14 protein-coding genes are annotated in these 16,471 nt (G+C 70.9%); 9 read left to right on the forward strand and 5 right to left on the reverse strand.

Annotated elements, in window-relative coordinates:
* Positions 1-105 precede the first annotated feature (105 nt).
* Genes PH203_RS42950 through PH203_RS42965 form a run of 4 tightly spaced genes read right to left on the reverse strand, consistent with a single transcriptional unit; the run spans position 106 to position 4,566 of the window.
* Complete coding sequence (locus tag PH203_RS42950; protein ID WP_289927590.1) at positions 106-1,395, reverse strand: glycosyl hydrolase; 1,290 nt, start codon at positions 1,393-1,395, stop codon at positions 106-108.
* 52 nt (positions 1,396-1,447) lie between these two features.
* Positions 1,448-2,368, reverse strand: coding sequence for a carbohydrate ABC transporter permease (locus PH203_RS42955; protein WP_289927592.1), 921 nt, complete (start codon positions 2,366-2,368; stop codon positions 1,448-1,450).
* On the reverse strand, positions 2,365-3,267 hold the full coding sequence (locus PH203_RS42960; RefSeq protein WP_289927593.1) for a sugar ABC transporter permease: 903 nt from the start codon (positions 3,265-3,267) through the stop codon (positions 2,365-2,367). Before PH203_RS42960 ends, PH203_RS42955 begins: the two co-directional genes overlap by 4 nt.
* Before the next feature lie 6 nt (positions 3,268-3,273).
* Positions 3,274-4,566: a sugar ABC transporter substrate-binding protein gene (locus PH203_RS42965; RefSeq protein WP_289927595.1), complete on the reverse strand. Its 1,293-nt coding sequence runs from the start codon at positions 4,564-4,566 to the stop codon at positions 3,274-3,276.
* A gap of 260 nt (positions 4,567-4,826) precedes the next feature.
* On the opposite strand from PH203_RS42965, the gene PH203_RS42970 reads away from it, so the two are divergent.
* The 4 genes from PH203_RS42970 (at position 4,827) to PH203_RS42985 (ending at position 7,600) form a co-directional block, all read left to right on the forward strand.
* Positions 4,827-5,900 (forward strand): LacI family DNA-binding transcriptional regulator, encoded by a 1,074-nt coding sequence (locus PH203_RS42970; RefSeq protein ID WP_289927597.1) that lies wholly within the window; start codon positions 4,827-4,829, stop codon positions 5,898-5,900.
* Positions 5,901-6,025: 125 nt separating this feature from the next.
* Positions 6,026-6,988 (forward strand): amidohydrolase family protein, encoded by a 963-nt coding sequence (locus PH203_RS42975; RefSeq protein WP_289927598.1) that lies wholly within the window; start codon positions 6,026-6,028, stop codon positions 6,986-6,988.
* Between the two features lie 159 nt (positions 6,989-7,147).
* Positions 7,148-7,345: a hypothetical protein gene (locus tag PH203_RS42980; protein ID WP_289927600.1), complete on the forward strand. Its 198-nt coding sequence runs from the start codon at positions 7,148-7,150 to the stop codon at positions 7,343-7,345.
* A gap of 36 nt (positions 7,346-7,381) precedes the next feature.
* Positions 7,382-7,600 (forward strand): hypothetical protein, encoded by a 219-nt coding sequence (locus PH203_RS42985; protein WP_289927601.1) that lies wholly within the window; start codon positions 7,382-7,384, stop codon positions 7,598-7,600.
* Positions 7,601-7,863: 263 nt separating this feature from the next.
* Here the strand turns inward: PH203_RS42985 and PH203_RS42990 are convergent, their stop codons facing one another.
* Complete coding sequence (locus PH203_RS42990) at positions 7,864-8,748, reverse strand: LysR family transcriptional regulator (RefSeq protein WP_289927602.1); 885 nt, start codon at positions 8,746-8,748, stop codon at positions 7,864-7,866.
* Positions 8,749-8,880: 132 nt separating this feature from the next.
* On the opposite strand from PH203_RS42990, the gene PH203_RS42995 reads away from it, so the two are divergent.
* The 5 genes from PH203_RS42995 to PH203_RS43015 all read left to right on the forward strand — a co-directional run bounded on the left by PH203_RS42995 (position 8,881) and on the right by PH203_RS43015 (position 16,362).
* Entirely contained in the window at positions 8,881-10,134 is a 1,254-nt protein-coding gene (locus PH203_RS42995) for an MFS transporter (protein WP_289927603.1), read from the forward strand.
* 49 nt (positions 10,135-10,183) lie between these two features.
* The gene (locus PH203_RS43000) at positions 10,184-11,095 is read left to right on the forward strand and encodes an LLM class flavin-dependent oxidoreductase (protein WP_289927605.1); all 912 of its coding nucleotides are present in this window, start codon (positions 10,184-10,186) and stop codon (positions 11,093-11,095) included.
* A gap of 27 nt (positions 11,096-11,122) precedes the next feature.
* Complete coding sequence (locus PH203_RS43005; protein ID WP_289927606.1) at positions 11,123-12,478, forward strand: FAD-binding oxidoreductase; 1,356 nt, start codon at positions 11,123-11,125, stop codon at positions 12,476-12,478.
* A 206-nt stretch (positions 12,479-12,684) separates the two neighbouring features.
* Positions 12,685-13,470: an aquaporin gene (locus PH203_RS43010; RefSeq protein WP_289927607.1), complete on the forward strand. Its 786-nt coding sequence runs from the start codon at positions 12,685-12,687 to the stop codon at positions 13,468-13,470.
* Between the two features lie 105 nt (positions 13,471-13,575).
* Positions 13,576-16,362 (forward strand): LuxR family transcriptional regulator, encoded by a 2,787-nt coding sequence (locus tag PH203_RS43015; protein WP_289927608.1) that lies wholly within the window; start codon positions 13,576-13,578, stop codon positions 16,360-16,362.
* Positions 16,363-16,471 lie beyond the last annotated feature (109 nt).

The raw sequence follows: 16,471 nt of genomic DNA on the forward strand, positions 1-16,471 counted from the left end.
CTCGGGGTACACGGCGGGGCGGATGCGCTCGTCGAGGACGCGCTTGAGACGGGCCTCGACCAGACGGCGGTCGTCATGCATGCGGAGTGCTCCGTAGGTCGTACATCAGCGGGTGGTTTTCAGAGTGAGGCGGTCGGGGCAGGCGAGGGTGCCCGACCGCGGGGTGGAGAGCACGTGCTCGGCCGTGACGACCTCGGTGATGCCGCGGGCGCGCAGATGGTGCGCGTCGTCGGCGTGGGCGTCGAGCACGGTGGTGGGTCGGGCGCCATCGGCGGTCAGCCGGAAGAAGGCCTCGTACACGTACCCGCCGGGGGCGAGCGCGGTACGCAGTGTGGGATCGGCGGGCACCGTCAGGGCGGTGGTGCGCGGTGCGGGCCGCCGCACATCGCTTCGGGTGGCGGCGGCGAGCACCTCGGCCGTGTCCTTGGGGCGCCGGTCGTTGGTGAGCAGCCCCAGGGAGTATTCGAGTGCGGGGAAGTCGGCGAGGTCGCGGGACACGTCGTGGGAGCACCACCAGGTGATGCCCCACAGGTCGGGGCAGTCCAGTGCGTGGGCGATGGTGGCCTCGGCGAAGGCGGCGGCGTGCTCGGCCGGGATCAGTGGCGCGGGCGCGCCGACCTCCTGCAACCAGACCGGGCGGCGCGGCTCCTCGGCCCATGCCTTGCTCAGTTCGACGAGGTAGGCCGCGTGGTGCTCGGTCGGCACGGAGGTGCGGCCGTAGCGCTGGGCGGTGCCGTTGAACACCCAGGAGTGCACGGCGGTGACCGCTCCCCGCCGGGCGGCTTGCGCCGGGGTGAAGGGTTGGTCGGGCTGGTACCAGGTGGCGTCGTACTCGGCGTGCAGGTGCAGCCGGCCCGGCGCGCCCTCCTCGCAGGCGGCGAGCATGCGCTCCAGCCAGGCGTCGACCTGCTCCGGCGTGGCCCGATCGGGGTCGGGGTGCGGGCCGGCGGAGAACTGGTTGACCTCGTTGCCCAGAGTCATGCCGATGAAGTTGGGCCGGTCGGCGAGGGCGGCGGCCAGGGTGCGCAGGTAGGCGGCCTGGCCGTCGAGGACGTCCGGGTCGGTGAAGAGGTTGCGCCGGTGCCAGGTCCGGGTCCAGGCGGGCAGGAAGTCGAAGCTCGACAGATGGCCCTGGAGGCCGTCCACGTTGACGTCCAGACCGCGTTCGGCCGCCGCGTCGGCGAGCGCGACGAGCTGCTCGACGGCGCGCGGGCGGATCAGGGCGCGGTTGGGCTGGAAGTAGGGCCACAGCGGGAAGACGCGGACGTGGTCCAGGCCGAGCGCGGCGATGGAGTCCAGGTCGGCTCGGACGGAGTCGAGGTCGAAGTCGAGCCAGTGGTGGAACCACCCTTCGCTGGGGGTGTAGTTGACGCCGAAGCGCACGGCAGGGGGCATGCGGTTGTCCTTGAACTGGGGGGTGGCGTGGCGCGGTGGAGCGGGGTTCGCCTCAGCCCTTGACGGCGCCCTCGCCGACCCCGCGGAAGAAGTACCGCTGGAGACAGGCGAACAGGGCGATGAGGGGCGCGACGGCGATGATCGTGCCCGCGGCGACGAGGCGCTGGTCGTTGGCGAAGGTGCCGTGCAGGTAGTTGAGGCCGATGGTGAGGGTGAACTTGGAAGGGTCGTTGAGCACGATGAGCGGCCACAGGAAGTCGTCCCAGGCGCCCATGAAGGCGAAGATGGCGACAACCGCGAGGGTGCCCCGCACCGACGGCAGCGCGATGTACCAGAAGCGCTGCCAGACGTTGGCGCCGTCGACGTAGGCGGCCTCCTCGACCTCATGGGGCAGGTTGAGGAAGGCGTTGCGCATCAGCAGCACATTCAGCGAGCTGACGCAGCTGGGCAGGATGACACCGATGAGGGTGTTGTTCAGGCCCAGCTCCCGCATGGTCGTGAACTGGGCGATGATGATGCTCTCCACGGGTACGAGCATCGCCAGCACGAACACCAGGGTGAGCGCGCGCCGGCCCGCGAAGCGCAGCCGGGCCATGGCGTAGCCGCCCAGGGCCGAGCCGACGCAGTTGGTGACCACGCTGGCGACGGCGACCTTCAGCGAGTTCAGGACGTAGTCCCAGACGGGGATGGTGTCGGCGACCCGCGCGTAGTTGTGCAGCGTGGGGTGTTCGGGCAGGAACGACGGCGTGGAGCTGTAGATGTCCTCCGTCGGTCCCTTCAGCGACGTCGACAGCTGCCACAGGAACGGTCCGATGGTCAGGGCCAGTACGCCGAGCAGCAGCACATAGCGCACGATCAGCTCCCACGCCCGGACCGGCCGCCCGTCGCGGCCGGTGCGCCGGGACGGGCGGCCCCTCACGGGCGTCGGCCGCTCGGTGCCGTGCTCGGGACGAGTCTTCTCCGTCACGCTCATGACTCGTCCTTCCGGTCGGCGCGCAGGACCAGCAGCATCAGGACCACGGTGATCACGAAGACCACCAGTGAGATGGCGGAGGCGTAGCCGACCCGGCCGCTGAGGCCGGTGCCGGTGCGCTCGACCAGCATGATCAGGGTGGTGTCCTCGCCGGCCGGGCCGCCGTCGGGCCCGGCCATCAGGTAGACCTCGGAGAACACCTTGAACGCGGCGACCGAGGCCAGAGCCGCGACCAGGACCATGGTGGAGCGCAGGGCGGGCACGGTGACGGTGAGGAACCGGCGCACCGGGCCCGCGCCGTCGACGGCGGCGGCCTCGTGCAGCTCGCGCGGCACGTTGGCCAGCGCCGCCAGATAGATGATCATGTAGTAGCCGAGGCCCTTCCACACGGTGACCGTCATGGCGCTGATCAGCAGCAGCCACTGGTCGCTGAGGAAACCGACCGGACCGGCGCCGAGCTTGCCCAGCAGTGAGTTGACCAGGCCCCGTTCGTCCAGCAGCCACACCCAGATCAGGCCCACCACGACGATCGAGGCGACGACCGGCGTGTAGAAGGCGGACCGGAAGAAGGCGATGCCCGGGATGTTCTTCTCCACCAGCAGCGCGAGCAGCAGCGGCAGCACGACGAGCGCGGGGACGACCCCGACGACGTACAGCGCACTGTTGCGCAGGGCGATCCAGAACATGTCGTCGTGGAGCAGCTCGCGGAAGTTCGCGAGACCCACGAAGTGGCCCGGGAGCAGCGTGCGGCGGTCGGTGAAGGAGTTCACCACCGTCGAGACGAACGGCCACAGGATGAACGCGGCGATCACGGCCAGTCCGGGTGCGGCGAACAGCCAGGGGCTGGTGGGCAGTTGACGCCGTACCCGGGAACCGGACGGAACAGTGGAACGGGCCATGGCGAATCAGCCCTGCTGGAGCAGCTGGTCGCAGGCCTTGACAGCGTTGTCAAGAGCTTCCTTGGGGCTCTCCTTGCCCTGGAGCGCCTTGGCGACCTCGTTGCGCAGCGCGGTCTTCATCTGGTCGCTGAAGAGCACCGGCGTGTAATTGACCGCCGTCTGCAGCGACTTGGCGGCGGCCACCCGGACCCGGGTCTCGTCGGTGCCGTCCTCCTCGGTGAAGTACGGGTCGTCCAGCGAGCCCTTGGTGCTGGGGAAGATGGCGACCTGCTTCGCGAACGCCATCTGGTTCTTGGCGTCGGTGACGAAGTGGGCGAAGGCGACCGCGGCCGGCTTCTGCTTGGACTGTGCGTTCACCATGATGTTCTGCACGTACATGTTGACGTGGCCGGTGCTGGTGATCTGGTCCGTGATGCCGATGTTCTTGTACAGGCTCGGCGCCTGGGTCTTGAAGTTCTTCAGGTCCAGCGCGCTGCCGGGGTTCATGGCCACGGCGCCGGTGAGGAACTTCTGGCCGGAGGACTCCGGGGTGGCGGTGAGGGCCTGCGGGTCGAGGGCCTTAGCGTCGTACAACTCCTTGTATGTGCTGAGGAGTTCGATGCCCTTCGCGTCGTTGAAGGCGAAGGCGGTGCCCTGCTTGTTCATCAGCTGGACGCCGTAGCGGCCGAAGTCCTCGATGGTGGGCACGTTGGCGAGGGTGGCGACCTTACCGTCGGTCCTCTTGGCTATCTCCAAGCCGTCCTTGAACAGTTCGGCGTACGTCTTCGGCGGCTGGTCCGGGTTGAGGCCGGCCTCCTTGAACAGGGCCTTGTTGTAGAACAGCGGCCCGGTGTTGAGGTACCAGGGGAAGGCGTAGGTGCCGCTCAGGCCGGGCATCTGGCTGCTGGCCCAGGCGCCGGGCAGGTATTCGGCCTGGTACTTGGCCGCCGCCTTGTCCTTGTCCAGGTCCAGGGCGAGGCCGGCCTTGGCGAGCGGGGCGGCCAGGTCGGGGGAGACGTTGACGACGTCGGGGAGCGTGCCGCCGGCCGCCTGTGCGCTGAGCTTGTCCGCGTAGCCCTCGGCGGGCTGGTCAACCCACTTCACGTGGGTGCCGGGGTACTGCTTCTCGAAGTCGGAGATCACGCCCTCGAAGTACGACTTGAAGTTGGCCCTCAGGTTCCAGGTCTGGAAGGTGATGTCGCCCTGGACCTTGCCGGAGGCGTTGCCCGACGAACTGTCGTCACCGGAACCACAGGCACTCAGGGGGAGCAGCACCGCGGCGGTGGCAGCGGTGGCGAGGATTCTGCGGGAGATGCGCACGGCGGAAGACTCCTTTACACGGCGGGTCACGGCGACGATGCCGGCCACGGGTACAGGGGCAGACCTTGCATCCTTCTCCGGGAAAAAGTCAATGGATTCAGATGGGAAGGCCACCAGAAGGCAGTGAACATGCAGGTCAGATAAGTGTTACGAAAGCATCGCAGCTGATCGCTAATGCGCTTTAGCAGCCTGCTACTCAAGCGTATTAGTGTGTTAGGGTCTTGGTACGTGTCGACAGCTGTCGCGAAATGGGGGAAGCGGTGACAGGCAAGCGTTCGCCCGCACGCCGGCCCACGATGAAGGACATCGCCCAGCGCGCCGGGGTGTCCGAGAGTGCGGTCTCCTTCGCGCTCAACGACCGCCCGGGCGTCTCGGAGGTCACCCGCGCACGAGTGCGCCGGGTGGCCGAGCAACTCGGCTGGCGGCCCAGCACCGCGGCACGCCAGCTCTCCGGCGAGGGCGCCGCCACGGTCGGCTTCGTCGTGGCCCGGCCCGCGCACACCCTCGGGATCGACTCCTTCTTCCTCCAGCTCGTCTCCGGCATCCAGGAGGTGCTGGCCGAACGGCACCTGGGGCTGTTGTTCCAGGTGGTGGACGACATCGAGGACGAGTGCGCCGTCTACCGCCGGTGGTGGGCCGAGCACCGGGTCGACGGGGTTCTCATGGTCGACCCGCGCACCGACGACCCCCGGCCCGGCCTCCTCGACGAACTCGGCCTGCCCGCCGTGGTGATCGGCGGCGCTCCGGAGGCCTCTCATGCCGCGCTGTCGACGGTGTGGGCGGACGACGTCGCCGCGATGCGGGTGGTCGTGGACGAGCTGTACGCACTCGGCCACCGCCGGATCCTGCACATCGCGGGCCTGCCCGCGCTCGCCCACACCCAGCGCCGGTTGGACAGCCTGCGGGCCGAGGCCGAGCGGCGGGGGCTGCGCGAGGCCCGCTCGGTGACCACCGATTACTCCGACGCGCAGGGTGCGGCCGTCACCCGCGAGGTGCTTCGCGGCCCGGCCGCCCCGACCGCGCTGATCTACGACAACGACGTGATGGCGGTGGCCGGTATCGCCGCGGCGGCCGAGCTGGGCTTCGCGGTGCCGGCGGACATCTCGGTGGTCGCCTGGGAGGACTCGGCCCTGTGCCGCATGGTCAAGCCGTGGCTGTCCGCGCTCTCCCGCGACAGCGTGGCCTTCGGCCGCACTGCGGCGCAGGAACTCCTCGCCCTGCTGGACGGCGCGCCCGCCCGGACGGTGGGCGTGCCGCTGCCGCGGCTCATCGTCCGGGAGTCGACAGGCGTAGTGCCACCGGGATACAGGCACGCACATGAGGTCACCTCGTGATGGGGGAGCATCCAGTGCCCGAACCACGTCGATTCAGTACGGGGCCGATCCTGACGCCCGGGATCACATACGACATCGCTTGGATGAGTGATTGATGTCATCTTCCTGAGCCATACCGTGGGCCGATGGTTACAGCAGAGCACTTGATCGACGTCCACGCCCACTTCGTCACCCCGCGCTATGTGGAGCGGGCTCGGGCGGCCGGCTTTCTGCAACCCGACGGCATGCGCGGTTACCCCGAGTGGTCCCCGGCGCAGCACCTGGAGCTCATGGACGCCACTGGCATCCGCACCAGCGTGCTGTCCGTCTCCTCCCCGGGCACCCATTTCGGCGACGACGGCGCCGCCCGCGCCCTGACGCGGGAGGTCAACGAGTTCGCGGCCGACGTGGTGCGCGACCACCCCGGACGCTTCGGGCACTTCGCATCCGTACCGCTGCCCGACGTGGACGGTGCCCTCACCGAAGCCGCGTACGCCCTGGACGTCCTCGGCGCCCACGGGCTCGCCCTGGAGACCAACGCGGCCGGAGCGTACCTGGGCGACGCGCGCTTTGAACCGCTCTGGCAGGAGCTCGACCGCCGGGGTGCCGTCGTGTTCGTCCACCCCACCTCGCCGCCCTGCCACGAGAAGGTGGCGCTGGGCCGCCCCCGGCCAATGCTGGAGTTCCTCTTCGACTCCACGCGCGCCGCCTCCGACCTCGTCCTCTCCGGCGTCCTGCAACGACGCCCGCGCATCCAGTGGGTGTTCACCCACGGGGGCGGCACGCTGCCGCTGCTCGCCGACCGCATGGAGCTGTTCCGCACGGTGTTCGGTATCGGCGCGGCCGACGGCCCCACGGTGCAGGATCAACTGCGTACCTTCTGGTTCGACATGGCCGGAAGCCCCTTCCCGCACCAGATCCCGGCCCTGACCCGGAGCTTCGGTTACGACCGCCTGCTCTACGGCAGCGACTACTGCTGGACCCCGGCCGCCGGCACCCTCGCCCAGGTCGCCTCCGTCGACGCCGCACCGCAGCCGGAAGCCGGCACCTGGCGCGCGCTGACTACCCGAAACGCGGCCCGGCTGCTGCCGTGGACGGCGCAGGGATAGCAGGCCACAGCGCGGAGGCGGGAGGCTGTGAAGAGTCGCCCGGGTGAGGTTTACATGTGTTTGGCAGAGTGACTTAGTGCAGTGACTCCTCATATGAAGAGACTGAGAGTCGGGTATCTGCCATGGCGGGGCATGTGAGCCTTAGCAGTGGAGCACCAGGTGAATGAACGGCCCTGCACCGAGGACACGTCAGCGGCTCTCGACGACTCGGTGCTCGGTGTCTTCGAGGGACAGGACGATCACCTCGCGGAGGTCCTGCGGGCCCGTCCCGACGACGAGGACGACTGGACCGCGCTGCGCCGTGCCTTCGACCCGGTGATCCGCCCGCGCTGCTTCAGGAGCGCGGGCGGATACTGACGCTGCATCGCCTGGTGTGCCGCACTCCGGCGCTGCGTGTCGGCGCACCGAGAGGCAGCAGAGCTGTTCCCCCTGGTCGGGGCCCTCGCCGAGCGCGGCGGAGGTGCCCCGCCCTCCCGGCCGGCCGCGACCATTCTGGTGTCGGCGGCTTTGAGCTGCTTCAACGCCGCGGTCAACCAGTGGGGCGCCAGCGACGGCCGGCAGCAGCTTGTGGGCCTGGTCGACGAGGCGTTCCTGGTCGTCACGGCGGCCTGACGGGCGTGCGGCGGATTGCAGCGAGGTGACAGGCCCTGTGCACATCACTGTCTGTCGCCCCCTTGGGCGAGGGGGTAAGTCATATGACTGATTCCCAGGTCGGTGCGCCCCGGCAGGCTGAGAAGCAGGACAGCGACCGCCCCTGTCCGGAACCGGAACGACGTCCAGCATCGCCCTGCTCCCCAGGTCTGTGCGCGACAGCCCGGAGGGAGACGATGAGCCAGGTGCTTCGGCCTCAGCCCTCCCCATACCGCCCGCGCCGCCTACGCCACGAAGTCGCGGGCCATTTCGATCATCGCGCGGGCCGCGGCCCCGGGCGTGCGGTCGCTCGGCGAGGCGAGCGACAAGGGCCAGTCGAGGTCGGCGTCGCTCACCGTAAGCGTGGCCACGCCCTTGGCGCGGGCCAGGACGAACCGGGGCAGCAGCGCCAGGCCCAGGCCGTTGCGGACGAAGTCCACGCCGGTCGCGATGTCGGTGATCTCGATGGACACCCGGCGTGCCACCGAGGCGGCGGCGAAGGCCCGGTCGGCCACGGCTCGGTTGCCGTATCCCACCGGGGAGTCCACGAAGTCGAGGCCGGCCAGCTCGGTGATCGACACGGTGGCACGGTCGGCCAGCGGATGATCGACCGGTACGACGAGATCGAGCACCGACGTGGACAGCCGGGTCAGGGTGATGCCCGCCGGACGGGGGCCGGCCAGCGACACGAAGGCGAGGTCGAGACGCCGCTCCCGCACGGCGTCCACCAGGCCTTGCGAGCCGGTGGGCGCGGCGCTGGTCTGCAGCACCACACCCGGGTACTGCCGGTGGAACCCGCCGAGCAGCGCCGGGAGATCGAGCAGGCGCACCGAGGTCAGTGTGCCCAGGCGCAGGGTACCTCGCAGCCCGCCCCGGACCTCGGCGACGGCGTCGGCGGCGTCCCGCGCGGCGTCGAGCGTGTCGCGGGCCCGGGGCAGCAGCGCGGCCCCGGCGTCGGTGAGGAGCACCCGCTTGGAGTTGCGGTCGAGGAGCGGGCCGCCCAGTTCCCGCTCCAGGCTCTTGATCGTGGCCGAGACCGCGGACTGGACGATGTGCAGCCGGGCCGCGGCGCGGGTGAAGTTCGCTTCCTCGGCCACGGCGACGAAGCATTCGAGCTGGCGCAGTTCCATGCCTCGAGTATCTCCCCAATCATCTCCGAAAGAGATGGTGACTGTCAGGTACTTTCGTTGGACGTGATGGCTGACGCGAGCGAACCTGTCAAGTGTTCAATCAATTGCCGCGTCAGGAACGGACGGCCCGCCATGGCCCGCTCAACCGCCACACCCCAGCAGCCCACCACTGCCTCGCGTGCCGACGGCGCCAGGCTGCGCCCCAGCGCCCTGCGGCACGGCATCGGCTTCTCGCTCATCGCCTTCGCCTTCCTCACCGCGATGGCGTTCTCCACCGTCCCCACGCCGCTGTACCCGCTGTACATGGCAAGGGACGGGTTCTCCACCTTCACCGTCACGATCGTCTTCGCCGTCTACGCGGTCGGCGTGATGATCAGCCTCGTGCTGGCCGGGCACGTCTCCGACTGGGTCGGCCGCAAGAAGATCCTCCTCCCCGCGATCGGCCTGGAACTGCTCGCCGCTCTGCTCTTCCTCACCAGCACCTCGCTGCCGGTGCTGCTCCTCGCCAGGCTCATCACCGGCCTCGGGGTCGGCATGGTCACCGCCACCGCCACCGCGCACCTGCACGAACTGCACACCGCGCACCGCCCCGGCGCCTCCACCCAGCGCTTCGAGCTGGTGTCGACCGTGGCCAACATCGGCGGCCTCGGCGTCGGACCGCTCGTCGCCGGCTTCCTCGCCCAGTGGGGCAGCTCGCCGCTGCGCACTCCCTATCTCGTCTTCGCCGCGCTGCTACTCGCGAGCCTCGTCGCGATCGCCTTCACCCCGGAGACGGTCGAGGAACAGTTCGTCAGGCCCGCCTACCGCCCCCAGCAGATCAAGGCCGACCACGGTGACCGTGCCGGATACCTCGCCGCCGCGGCCGCCGGCTTCGCCTCCCTGGCAGTCTTCGGTCTCTTCACCTCCGTGGCTCCAGGCTTCGTCGCCGGCGCCCTGCACCACCCCTCCCGGGCCCTCGCCGGACTGATCGTCTTCGCCGTCTTCGGTGCCGCCGCCGCAGCACAGAGCCTGACCGCGCGGCTGTCCACAGCCGGCAAGCGCCGGCTCGGCCTCATCGCCCAGGCGGCCGGCGTTCTCACCCTCGTCATCGGCATGCACACCGCCGACCTGGCCGTCTTCCTCACCGGCGGGATCGTCGCCGGTATCGGCGCGGGCGCACTGTTCAAGGCCGCCGTCGGCACCGTCGCCGCACTGGCCGTTCCGGACAAGCGCAGTGAGGCCCTTGCCGGACTGTTCCTGATCTCCTACCTCGGCCTGACCCTGCCTGCCGTAGGCATCGGCGTCGCCACCTTGTCGCTGTCCGCCGTCACCGTCATGACCTGGTTCGCCGGGCTGCTGCTCATCCTGCTCGCGGGCGTCGAGGTCCTGGCCCTACGCCGCTCCTGAGCCCCATCCGACCGCACGCCCTCGCCACGCGCCCCGAAAGGACCTCACCGTGAACCCGATCAGCTTCGGCGTCTTCCTCAGCCCCCACCGGGACAACGGCCTGGTCATCGACAACGCCTTGGCCGCTGAGAGCAACGGGTTCGACTTCGCCGCGATCCAGGACCACCCCTACGTCCCGGACCACCTCGACCCCTACGTCCTCATCAGTCACTTGGCGGCCCGGACCGGCACCCTGCGCTTCCTCACCGACGTCGCCAACCTGCCGCTGCGCCCGGCCCCCCTGCTCGCCAAGACCGCTGCCAGCCTCGACCTGCTCTCCGACGGCCGCTTCGATCTCGGGGTCGGCGGCGGCCGGGCCTGGCCGCAGATCGCCGGCCTGGGCGGACCTGCCTGGAGCCCCGCGGAGACAGTCAACGCCGTCGACGAGGCGATCACTGTGCTGCGCGCGATGTGGGATCCGCACCGCACGGTCACCTTCCGGGGCAAGACCTACCCCCTGGAAGGAGTGGCCGCCGGCCCCGTGCCTGCCCATGCCATCCGGATCTGGCTCGGCGCGTCCGGCCCCCGGATGCTGAAACTGCTGGGCAGCCGCGCGGACGGCTGGATCGCCCCGCTCGCCACTCTGTTCGAGACCAAACCGGCCGCCCAGGACGCCATCGACGCCGCCGCCCGTGCCGCCGGCCGCAACCCCAGGGACGTCCGCCGGGTGATCCAGCTGGTCGGTTCCGTCACCGACGCCACGGCCCCGGTCGACCTCCCGCTGTCCGGACCGAACGGCCGGCCCCTGCACGCCAACGCCGACCAATGGGCCCGTATCGTCGCCCACTTCGTCACCGACCTGCGGTTCGACACCGTCAACCTGGTGCCCGACGCGGAGACGCCCGAGCAGATCAGCCGCTTCGGCACCGATGTCATCCCAGCCGCGCGGCAGCTAGTGGCCGACCACCGCCGTGCCGCCTGAGCCGCCCGCACCCCCAGGAGCCCCGCCATGGACATCGGCCTCGACGCTCTCCCAGAGGCCCTCGCCGGCCTCGCCGTGCGCCCCGGCGACCCCGACTACCAGTGGGTCCGCTCCAGCCGCATGCGCGGCGGACGGCCGGCGCTCGTGCTGCGCGTGCGCAACGCCCACGAGGTCGCCGAGGCCGTCGTCTTCGCCGGAGCCCGGCCGGTGCCGTTGTCCGTCCGCAGTGGCGGACACGGGTTCAGCGGCCGGTCGACGAACCACGGCGGCATCGTCATCGATCTGTCTGCGATGAACCGCATCGAGGTCCTCGACGAGGGCTCCCGGCTGGTGCGCATCGAGCCCGGTGCTCGCTGGGGGGAGGTCGCCGCCGCCCTGCACCCCCATGGTTGGGCACTCACCTCTGGCGACCACAGCGCCGTCGGCGTCGGCGGCCTGGCCACGGCCGGCGGCATCGGCCTGTTGGGGCGGGAACAGGGGCTGACCATCGACAGGATGCGGGCCGCCGAGATCGTCCTCGCCGACGGACGGCAGCTGCGGGTCAGCGCGCACGAGAACGCGGACCTGTTCTGGGCCGTGCGCGGCGCGGGGTTCGCCTTCGGCGTCGTCACCGCCTTCGAGTTCGCGGCGGAGCCCGTCGGGCTGCTCGGCCACGCGCACCTGATCCAGGACGCCATCGACACCGCCGCCTTCCTCCGGGCCTGGGCCGAGGCGGCGCGGTCCGCGCCCCGCGACACCACGGCCTTCCTCACCGTCGGACGCCCGCATGACGGCCGGGTGATCGCCCAGAGCACGATCCTGGTGGACTGCGAGGACACCGACCTCATCCGCGCCCGCATACGGCCCTTCCTCGCCGCGGGGCCGCCACTGGTCCAGCACGTGGGGCTGGCCGACTACTCCGACGTCGTGCCGGAACCCGAAGGCCTCTGCACCGCCGAGGGTGAGCCGGTCAGTCGCAGCGGCCTGCTCGACCGTCTCGGCCCGGCCGCGGCGCGGGCCGCCGCTGATCTGATCACCGGCGGCGAGAGCCACTTCTTCCAGCTGCGCGCCATGGGCGGCGCCATCGCCGACGTCGACTCGGCCGCCACCGCCTTCGCCCACCGCTCGGCCGCCTTCCAAGTTGTCGCCATGGGCATCGATCCGGCCCGCCTGGATCGGAGCTGGGAGCCGCTGCGCGCGCACCTGTCAGGCCTGTACGTGAGCTTCGAGACCGACATTCGTCCCGAGCGGCTCACGGAGGCGTTCCCACCGGACACACTGGCCCGCTTGGTCGAGCTCAAGAAGACGTACGACCCCCACAACGTCTTCCACGACAACCTCGACCTCACCCGGGCTCCGGCCGGCCGCCGGTCTGAACCGCGGCCGCGGCCGGAGCTTCGGTGAGCGGGACCGGTCCCGCAGCCGCCCGCACGGGCCGGTCGGGTGCAGCCGGATGAGCCGCACCCGCCGGGGCGCGGCATGGGGACTGCCCCATATCGCTGCTGGTGCTGGCTCGATGTCGTGCCGCGGAGCGGACTGAGAGCCTGTCAGCTGAGCCGTCTCACTCCGGACCCGCGGTCCGGGTCCGCCGCCGTCGAGAGGTGTCCGCGATGAGTGCCTCCGCCCGCCGCCCCCGTGCGGTCCCCCTCTCCCAGGTGTGGTGCGAGTTCTGCCTCACCACCGTCCTGCTCCTCGCGGTGGTCACCCTCGTCCGCTGGCTGCGCGCCCCGGCCTCACCGCTGTACATCGGTGATCTGCGTATCGCCCTGGCGGTGGCCGGGCCGGCGGCGGGCATGCTGGTCGTCGCTCTGATCCTGTCCCCCTGGGGGCGCCGCAGCGGGGGCCACATGAACCCCGCGGTGACCGTGGCGGTGTGGCTGATGGACGTCTTCCCTGGTGTCAGCGTGCTCCCTTACGTCGTTGCGCAGCTGGCCGGATCCGTGCTCGGCGCCTTCCTCGGACGGATCGTGTGGGGCCCCGTCGTGTCCGGCCCAGCGGTGGACTATGCGGCGCTGCAGCCGGCCCCCGGCTGGTCACCGCCCGCGGTGTTCCTCGCCGAGACCGGTTGCATCCTCGTCCTGACCCTGGCTGTCGGCTTCCTGCTGGCCTACCCGGCCTTCGGCCGCCTGCTGCCGCAGACGGTCGGCGCGTGCATCGCGCTGACGGTCGTCGTGTTCGGCCCGCTCAGCGGAGGCTCGGCCAACCCCGCCCGCCAATTCGGCCCCGCCGTGCTCGCCGGGCAGACCACGGACCTGGCCATCTACATGCTCGCCCCGGTCCTGGGCGCGGTCCTCGGCGCATCGGTGCACCATCTGCTCTACCGCCGTTTCCAGCTACGCGAGCCGCTCACCTACAAGCTCGCCGGCGCTGGGCCGTCCGGTACGGTCGCGCGCTGACGGGCTGTTAGGGCGTACCGCTCTGGTATGCCTATATGACACGTAAATAGATATAAGGCGGATGTTCACCTTGCTGCTCAGAAACCCCTCGGGCAGACTTCAGCCGTGACAGAGCCCGGCGCACGGCCCGCGACTTTGGTGGGGCGCCTTGCGGAAACGGAATTCCTGCGGCGCTTCTTGGACCAGGCCAGGGTGAACGGCGGCGCGTTGGTCCTGTCCGGCGAGGCGGGTGTCGGCAAGACCGAGCTGCTGGAGGCGACCGCCGAGGCGGCCCGCATGTCAGGGACGACCGTGCTGCGCGTGACCGGCACCGAGTTCGAGGCAGACGTCAGTCACGCCGCGCTGCACCAGGCCCTCCTTCCTCTGTCCGGAGACTTCTCCGTACTCGGCGACGAACAGGCCACGGCGCTGCGGGTCGCCCTTGGCTTCGAGGTCGGCCCCGTGCCGGACCGGTTCCTGCTGTCCAGCGCTGTCACCATGCTGCTGCGCAGGACGGCGGCGGACACGCCCCTGCTCCTGGTCATCGACGACGTGCCCTGGCTGGATCGGGCCAGCGCGGCGGTGCTCGGGTTCGCCGCCCGCCGGCTCGTCGGCAGCAGGGCTGGGCTCCTGGCCGCGCTCCGGACCGGTTCCGCGGGCTACTTCGACATCTCCGGTCTCCCGGAGCTGACGGTGCCGCCCCTGGACGATGAGGCCGCCGCTCACCTGCTGGTCGAACGTTTCCCAGGTCTGGACGCGCAGACCCGGGCCCGCGTGCTGGCCACCGCCCAAGGAAACCCGCTCGCCCTGCTCGAACTGCCCCCGGCGCTGGAGGAAGCACGGCGCGGACCGGCCCGGTCCCTGCCACCGGTGCTGCCGCTCGGCCAGCGCCTCCAGCGGCTCTTCGCCGCCCGAGTGGTGGAGCTCCCCGCGCCGACGAGGCGCCTGCTGCTGACCGCGGCCCTGGAGAGCAGCGGTGAGCTGAGCGTCCTGCAGGCCGCGGCCGACGGCGCCTACCTGCTGGACGATCTCGGGCCCGCCGAGCGCGACCAGCTCGTACGGATCACCACCAACCGGCACCAGGTCGCGTTCCGGCATCCGCTGATCCGGTCCGCGGTGGTCGCCGAGTCGACGTCCGCCGACCGCCGACGGGTGCACCGGGCCTTGGCCTCGGCACTCATGGACGACACCGAGCGTCGGGCCTGGCACCTGGGCGAGGCCGCCGTGGAACCGGACGAGGAGGTGGCGGCGCTGCTCGAAGCCGCCGCGCACCGGGTACTGGCCCGCGGCGACTACCAGGCGGTGGTCACGCTGCTGTGCCGGGCCGCCGACCTCAGCCCCTCGGCCGACGGGCGGGCCCGTCGGCTGGCCGAGGCCGCCTATGTCGGTGCGGAGGGCATGGCGGAGACGAAGGGCGCCGCCGAACTGCTGGACGGGGTACGGCAGGCGGGCCGCCAGGTCCATGTCTCGCTGAACTACGTCTCGGCCGCCACCCTGCTGCTGCTCGACACCGACGGACACATCGACACCGCCCACCAGCTGCTGGTCGGGGCGATCGAGGCGCACCCGAACCCCGCGGACGCGCACGACGCGTCCCTGGTCAACGCGCTGTGGACGCTCGCACTGGTCTGCTTCGTGAGCGGACGGGCCGAGCTGTGGTCGGCGTTCCGCGCCGCGCTGGCCCGGCTCGCGCCTGAGCCGCCCGCCGTGCTCTCCCTGGTTACCGGCATGTTCGGCGATCCCGTCCGGGACGCACCGGCCCTGTTGCCGCGGCTGGACGCCGCACTGGCCACAGTGCACAGCGCGAACGACCCGGCCACCGTGCAGAATTTGGCGGCGGCTGCCTGGTACGTGGACCGTCTCGCCGACGTGCGCGAGCCGTTGTGGCGGCTGATCCGCGCCGGGCGGGCGGGCGGTCCCGGCCGCAGGCGGCTGGTCGCCCTCATGGACGTCTGTGTCGACGACTTCCACCGCGGCGAGTGGGCGGAGGCCGCGGAGTTGGCCGCCGAGGGCCTCGGCCTCTGCGAGGAGCCGGGAGCCAGGTTCTTCGCCTGGTACTTCCGCTATCACCAGGCTCTCCTCGCGGCCGTTCAGGGCAGGTCCGAGACCAGCCGGGCGCTGGCCGAGCAGATGACCGGCTGGGCCGGTTCCCGGGGCGTCGGTACGGCCGTGACCTACGCCCGGCACGCCCTGGTCCTGGCCGCCCTGGGCGAGGGCGACTTCGAAGCCGCGTACCATCACGCCACGGCCATCAGCCCGGCCGGGACCCTGGCCGCGTACGTCCCGCACAGCCTCTGGGTCGCGCTGGACCTCGTCGAGGCAGCCGTGCGCACCGGCCGTAGCGCCGAGGCGGAGGAACACGTACGGGTACTGCGCGAGACGGGCATCGCGGACCTCTCCCCCCGGCTGGCGATCCTGGAAGCGGGCTGCACAGCCGTCGTCGCGCCAGACGACGCGGCGCCCAAACTGTTCGAGCAGGCGCTGAGCCTGCCCATGGCCGACGCATGGCCGTTCGACACCGCCCGCATCCGGCTGCTGCACGGAGAGCGGCTGCGCCGCTCGCGGGCGGCGACCGAGGCCCGCACCCAGCTGCGGGCGGCCCTCACCGCCTTCGAGAAGCTGGGCGCCACCCCGTGGGCGGCCCGTGCCGAGCGGGAGCTGAGAGCCGCGGGACAGGCCACCCGCAGCGCCGGGCACGGCGACGCGGTGACGGCGCTGACCCCGCAGGAACTGGAGATCGCTCGCCTGGCGGCCTCGGGCATGACGAACAAGGAGATCGCCGAGCGGCTGTACGTCTCGCCACGCACGGTGAGCAGCCACCTCTACCAGATCTTCCCGAAGCTGGGCATCACCAAGCGGGCGGCGCTGCGCGACGCCATCGGCACCGATGAGCGCCGCCCCGGGGACTCGTAGACCGACCGAAGACGCCGTTCACCAGGCTCCGTTCACCGCGGCGAGGCGGTCACCATGTTCGGGAGCTGTGTCCCAGTCCGGCACCATATGTCTCTCCCCGGCGAAGTGG

The organism is Streptomyces sp. S.PB5, assembly GCF_030403745.1.
Taxonomy (GTDB): Bacteria; Actinomycetota; Actinomycetes; order Streptomycetales; family Streptomycetaceae; genus Streptomyces.

Coding starts and splice junctions, on each gene's coding strand:
- PH203_RS42950 (WP_289927590.1), bottom strand. CDS start 1,395: ATGCCCCCTGCCGTGCGCTTCGGCGTCAACTACACCCCCAGCGAAGGG.
- PH203_RS42955 (WP_289927592.1), bottom strand. CDS start 2,368: ATGAGCGTGACGGAGAAGACTCGTCCCGAGCACGGCACCGAGCGGCCG.
- PH203_RS42960 (WP_289927593.1), bottom strand. CDS start 3,267: ATGGCCCGTTCCACTGTTCCGTCCGGTTCCCGGGTACGGCGTCAACTG.
- PH203_RS42990 (WP_289927602.1), bottom strand. CDS start 8,748: ATGGAACTGCGCCAGCTCGAATGCTTCGTCGCCGTGGCCGAGGAAGCG.
- PH203_RS43005 (WP_289927606.1), top strand. CDS start 11,123: ATGGACATCGGCCTCGACGCTCTCCCAGAGGCCCTCGCCGGCCTCGCC.
- PH203_RS43010 (WP_289927607.1), top strand. CDS start 12,685: ATGAGTGCCTCCGCCCGCCGCCCCCGTGCGGTCCCCCTCTCCCAGGTG.
- PH203_RS42995 (WP_289927603.1), top strand. CDS start 8,881: ATGGCCCGCTCAACCGCCACACCCCAGCAGCCCACCACTGCCTCGCGT.
- PH203_RS42975 (WP_289927598.1), top strand. CDS start 6,026: ATGGTTACAGCAGAGCACTTGATCGACGTCCACGCCCACTTCGTCACC.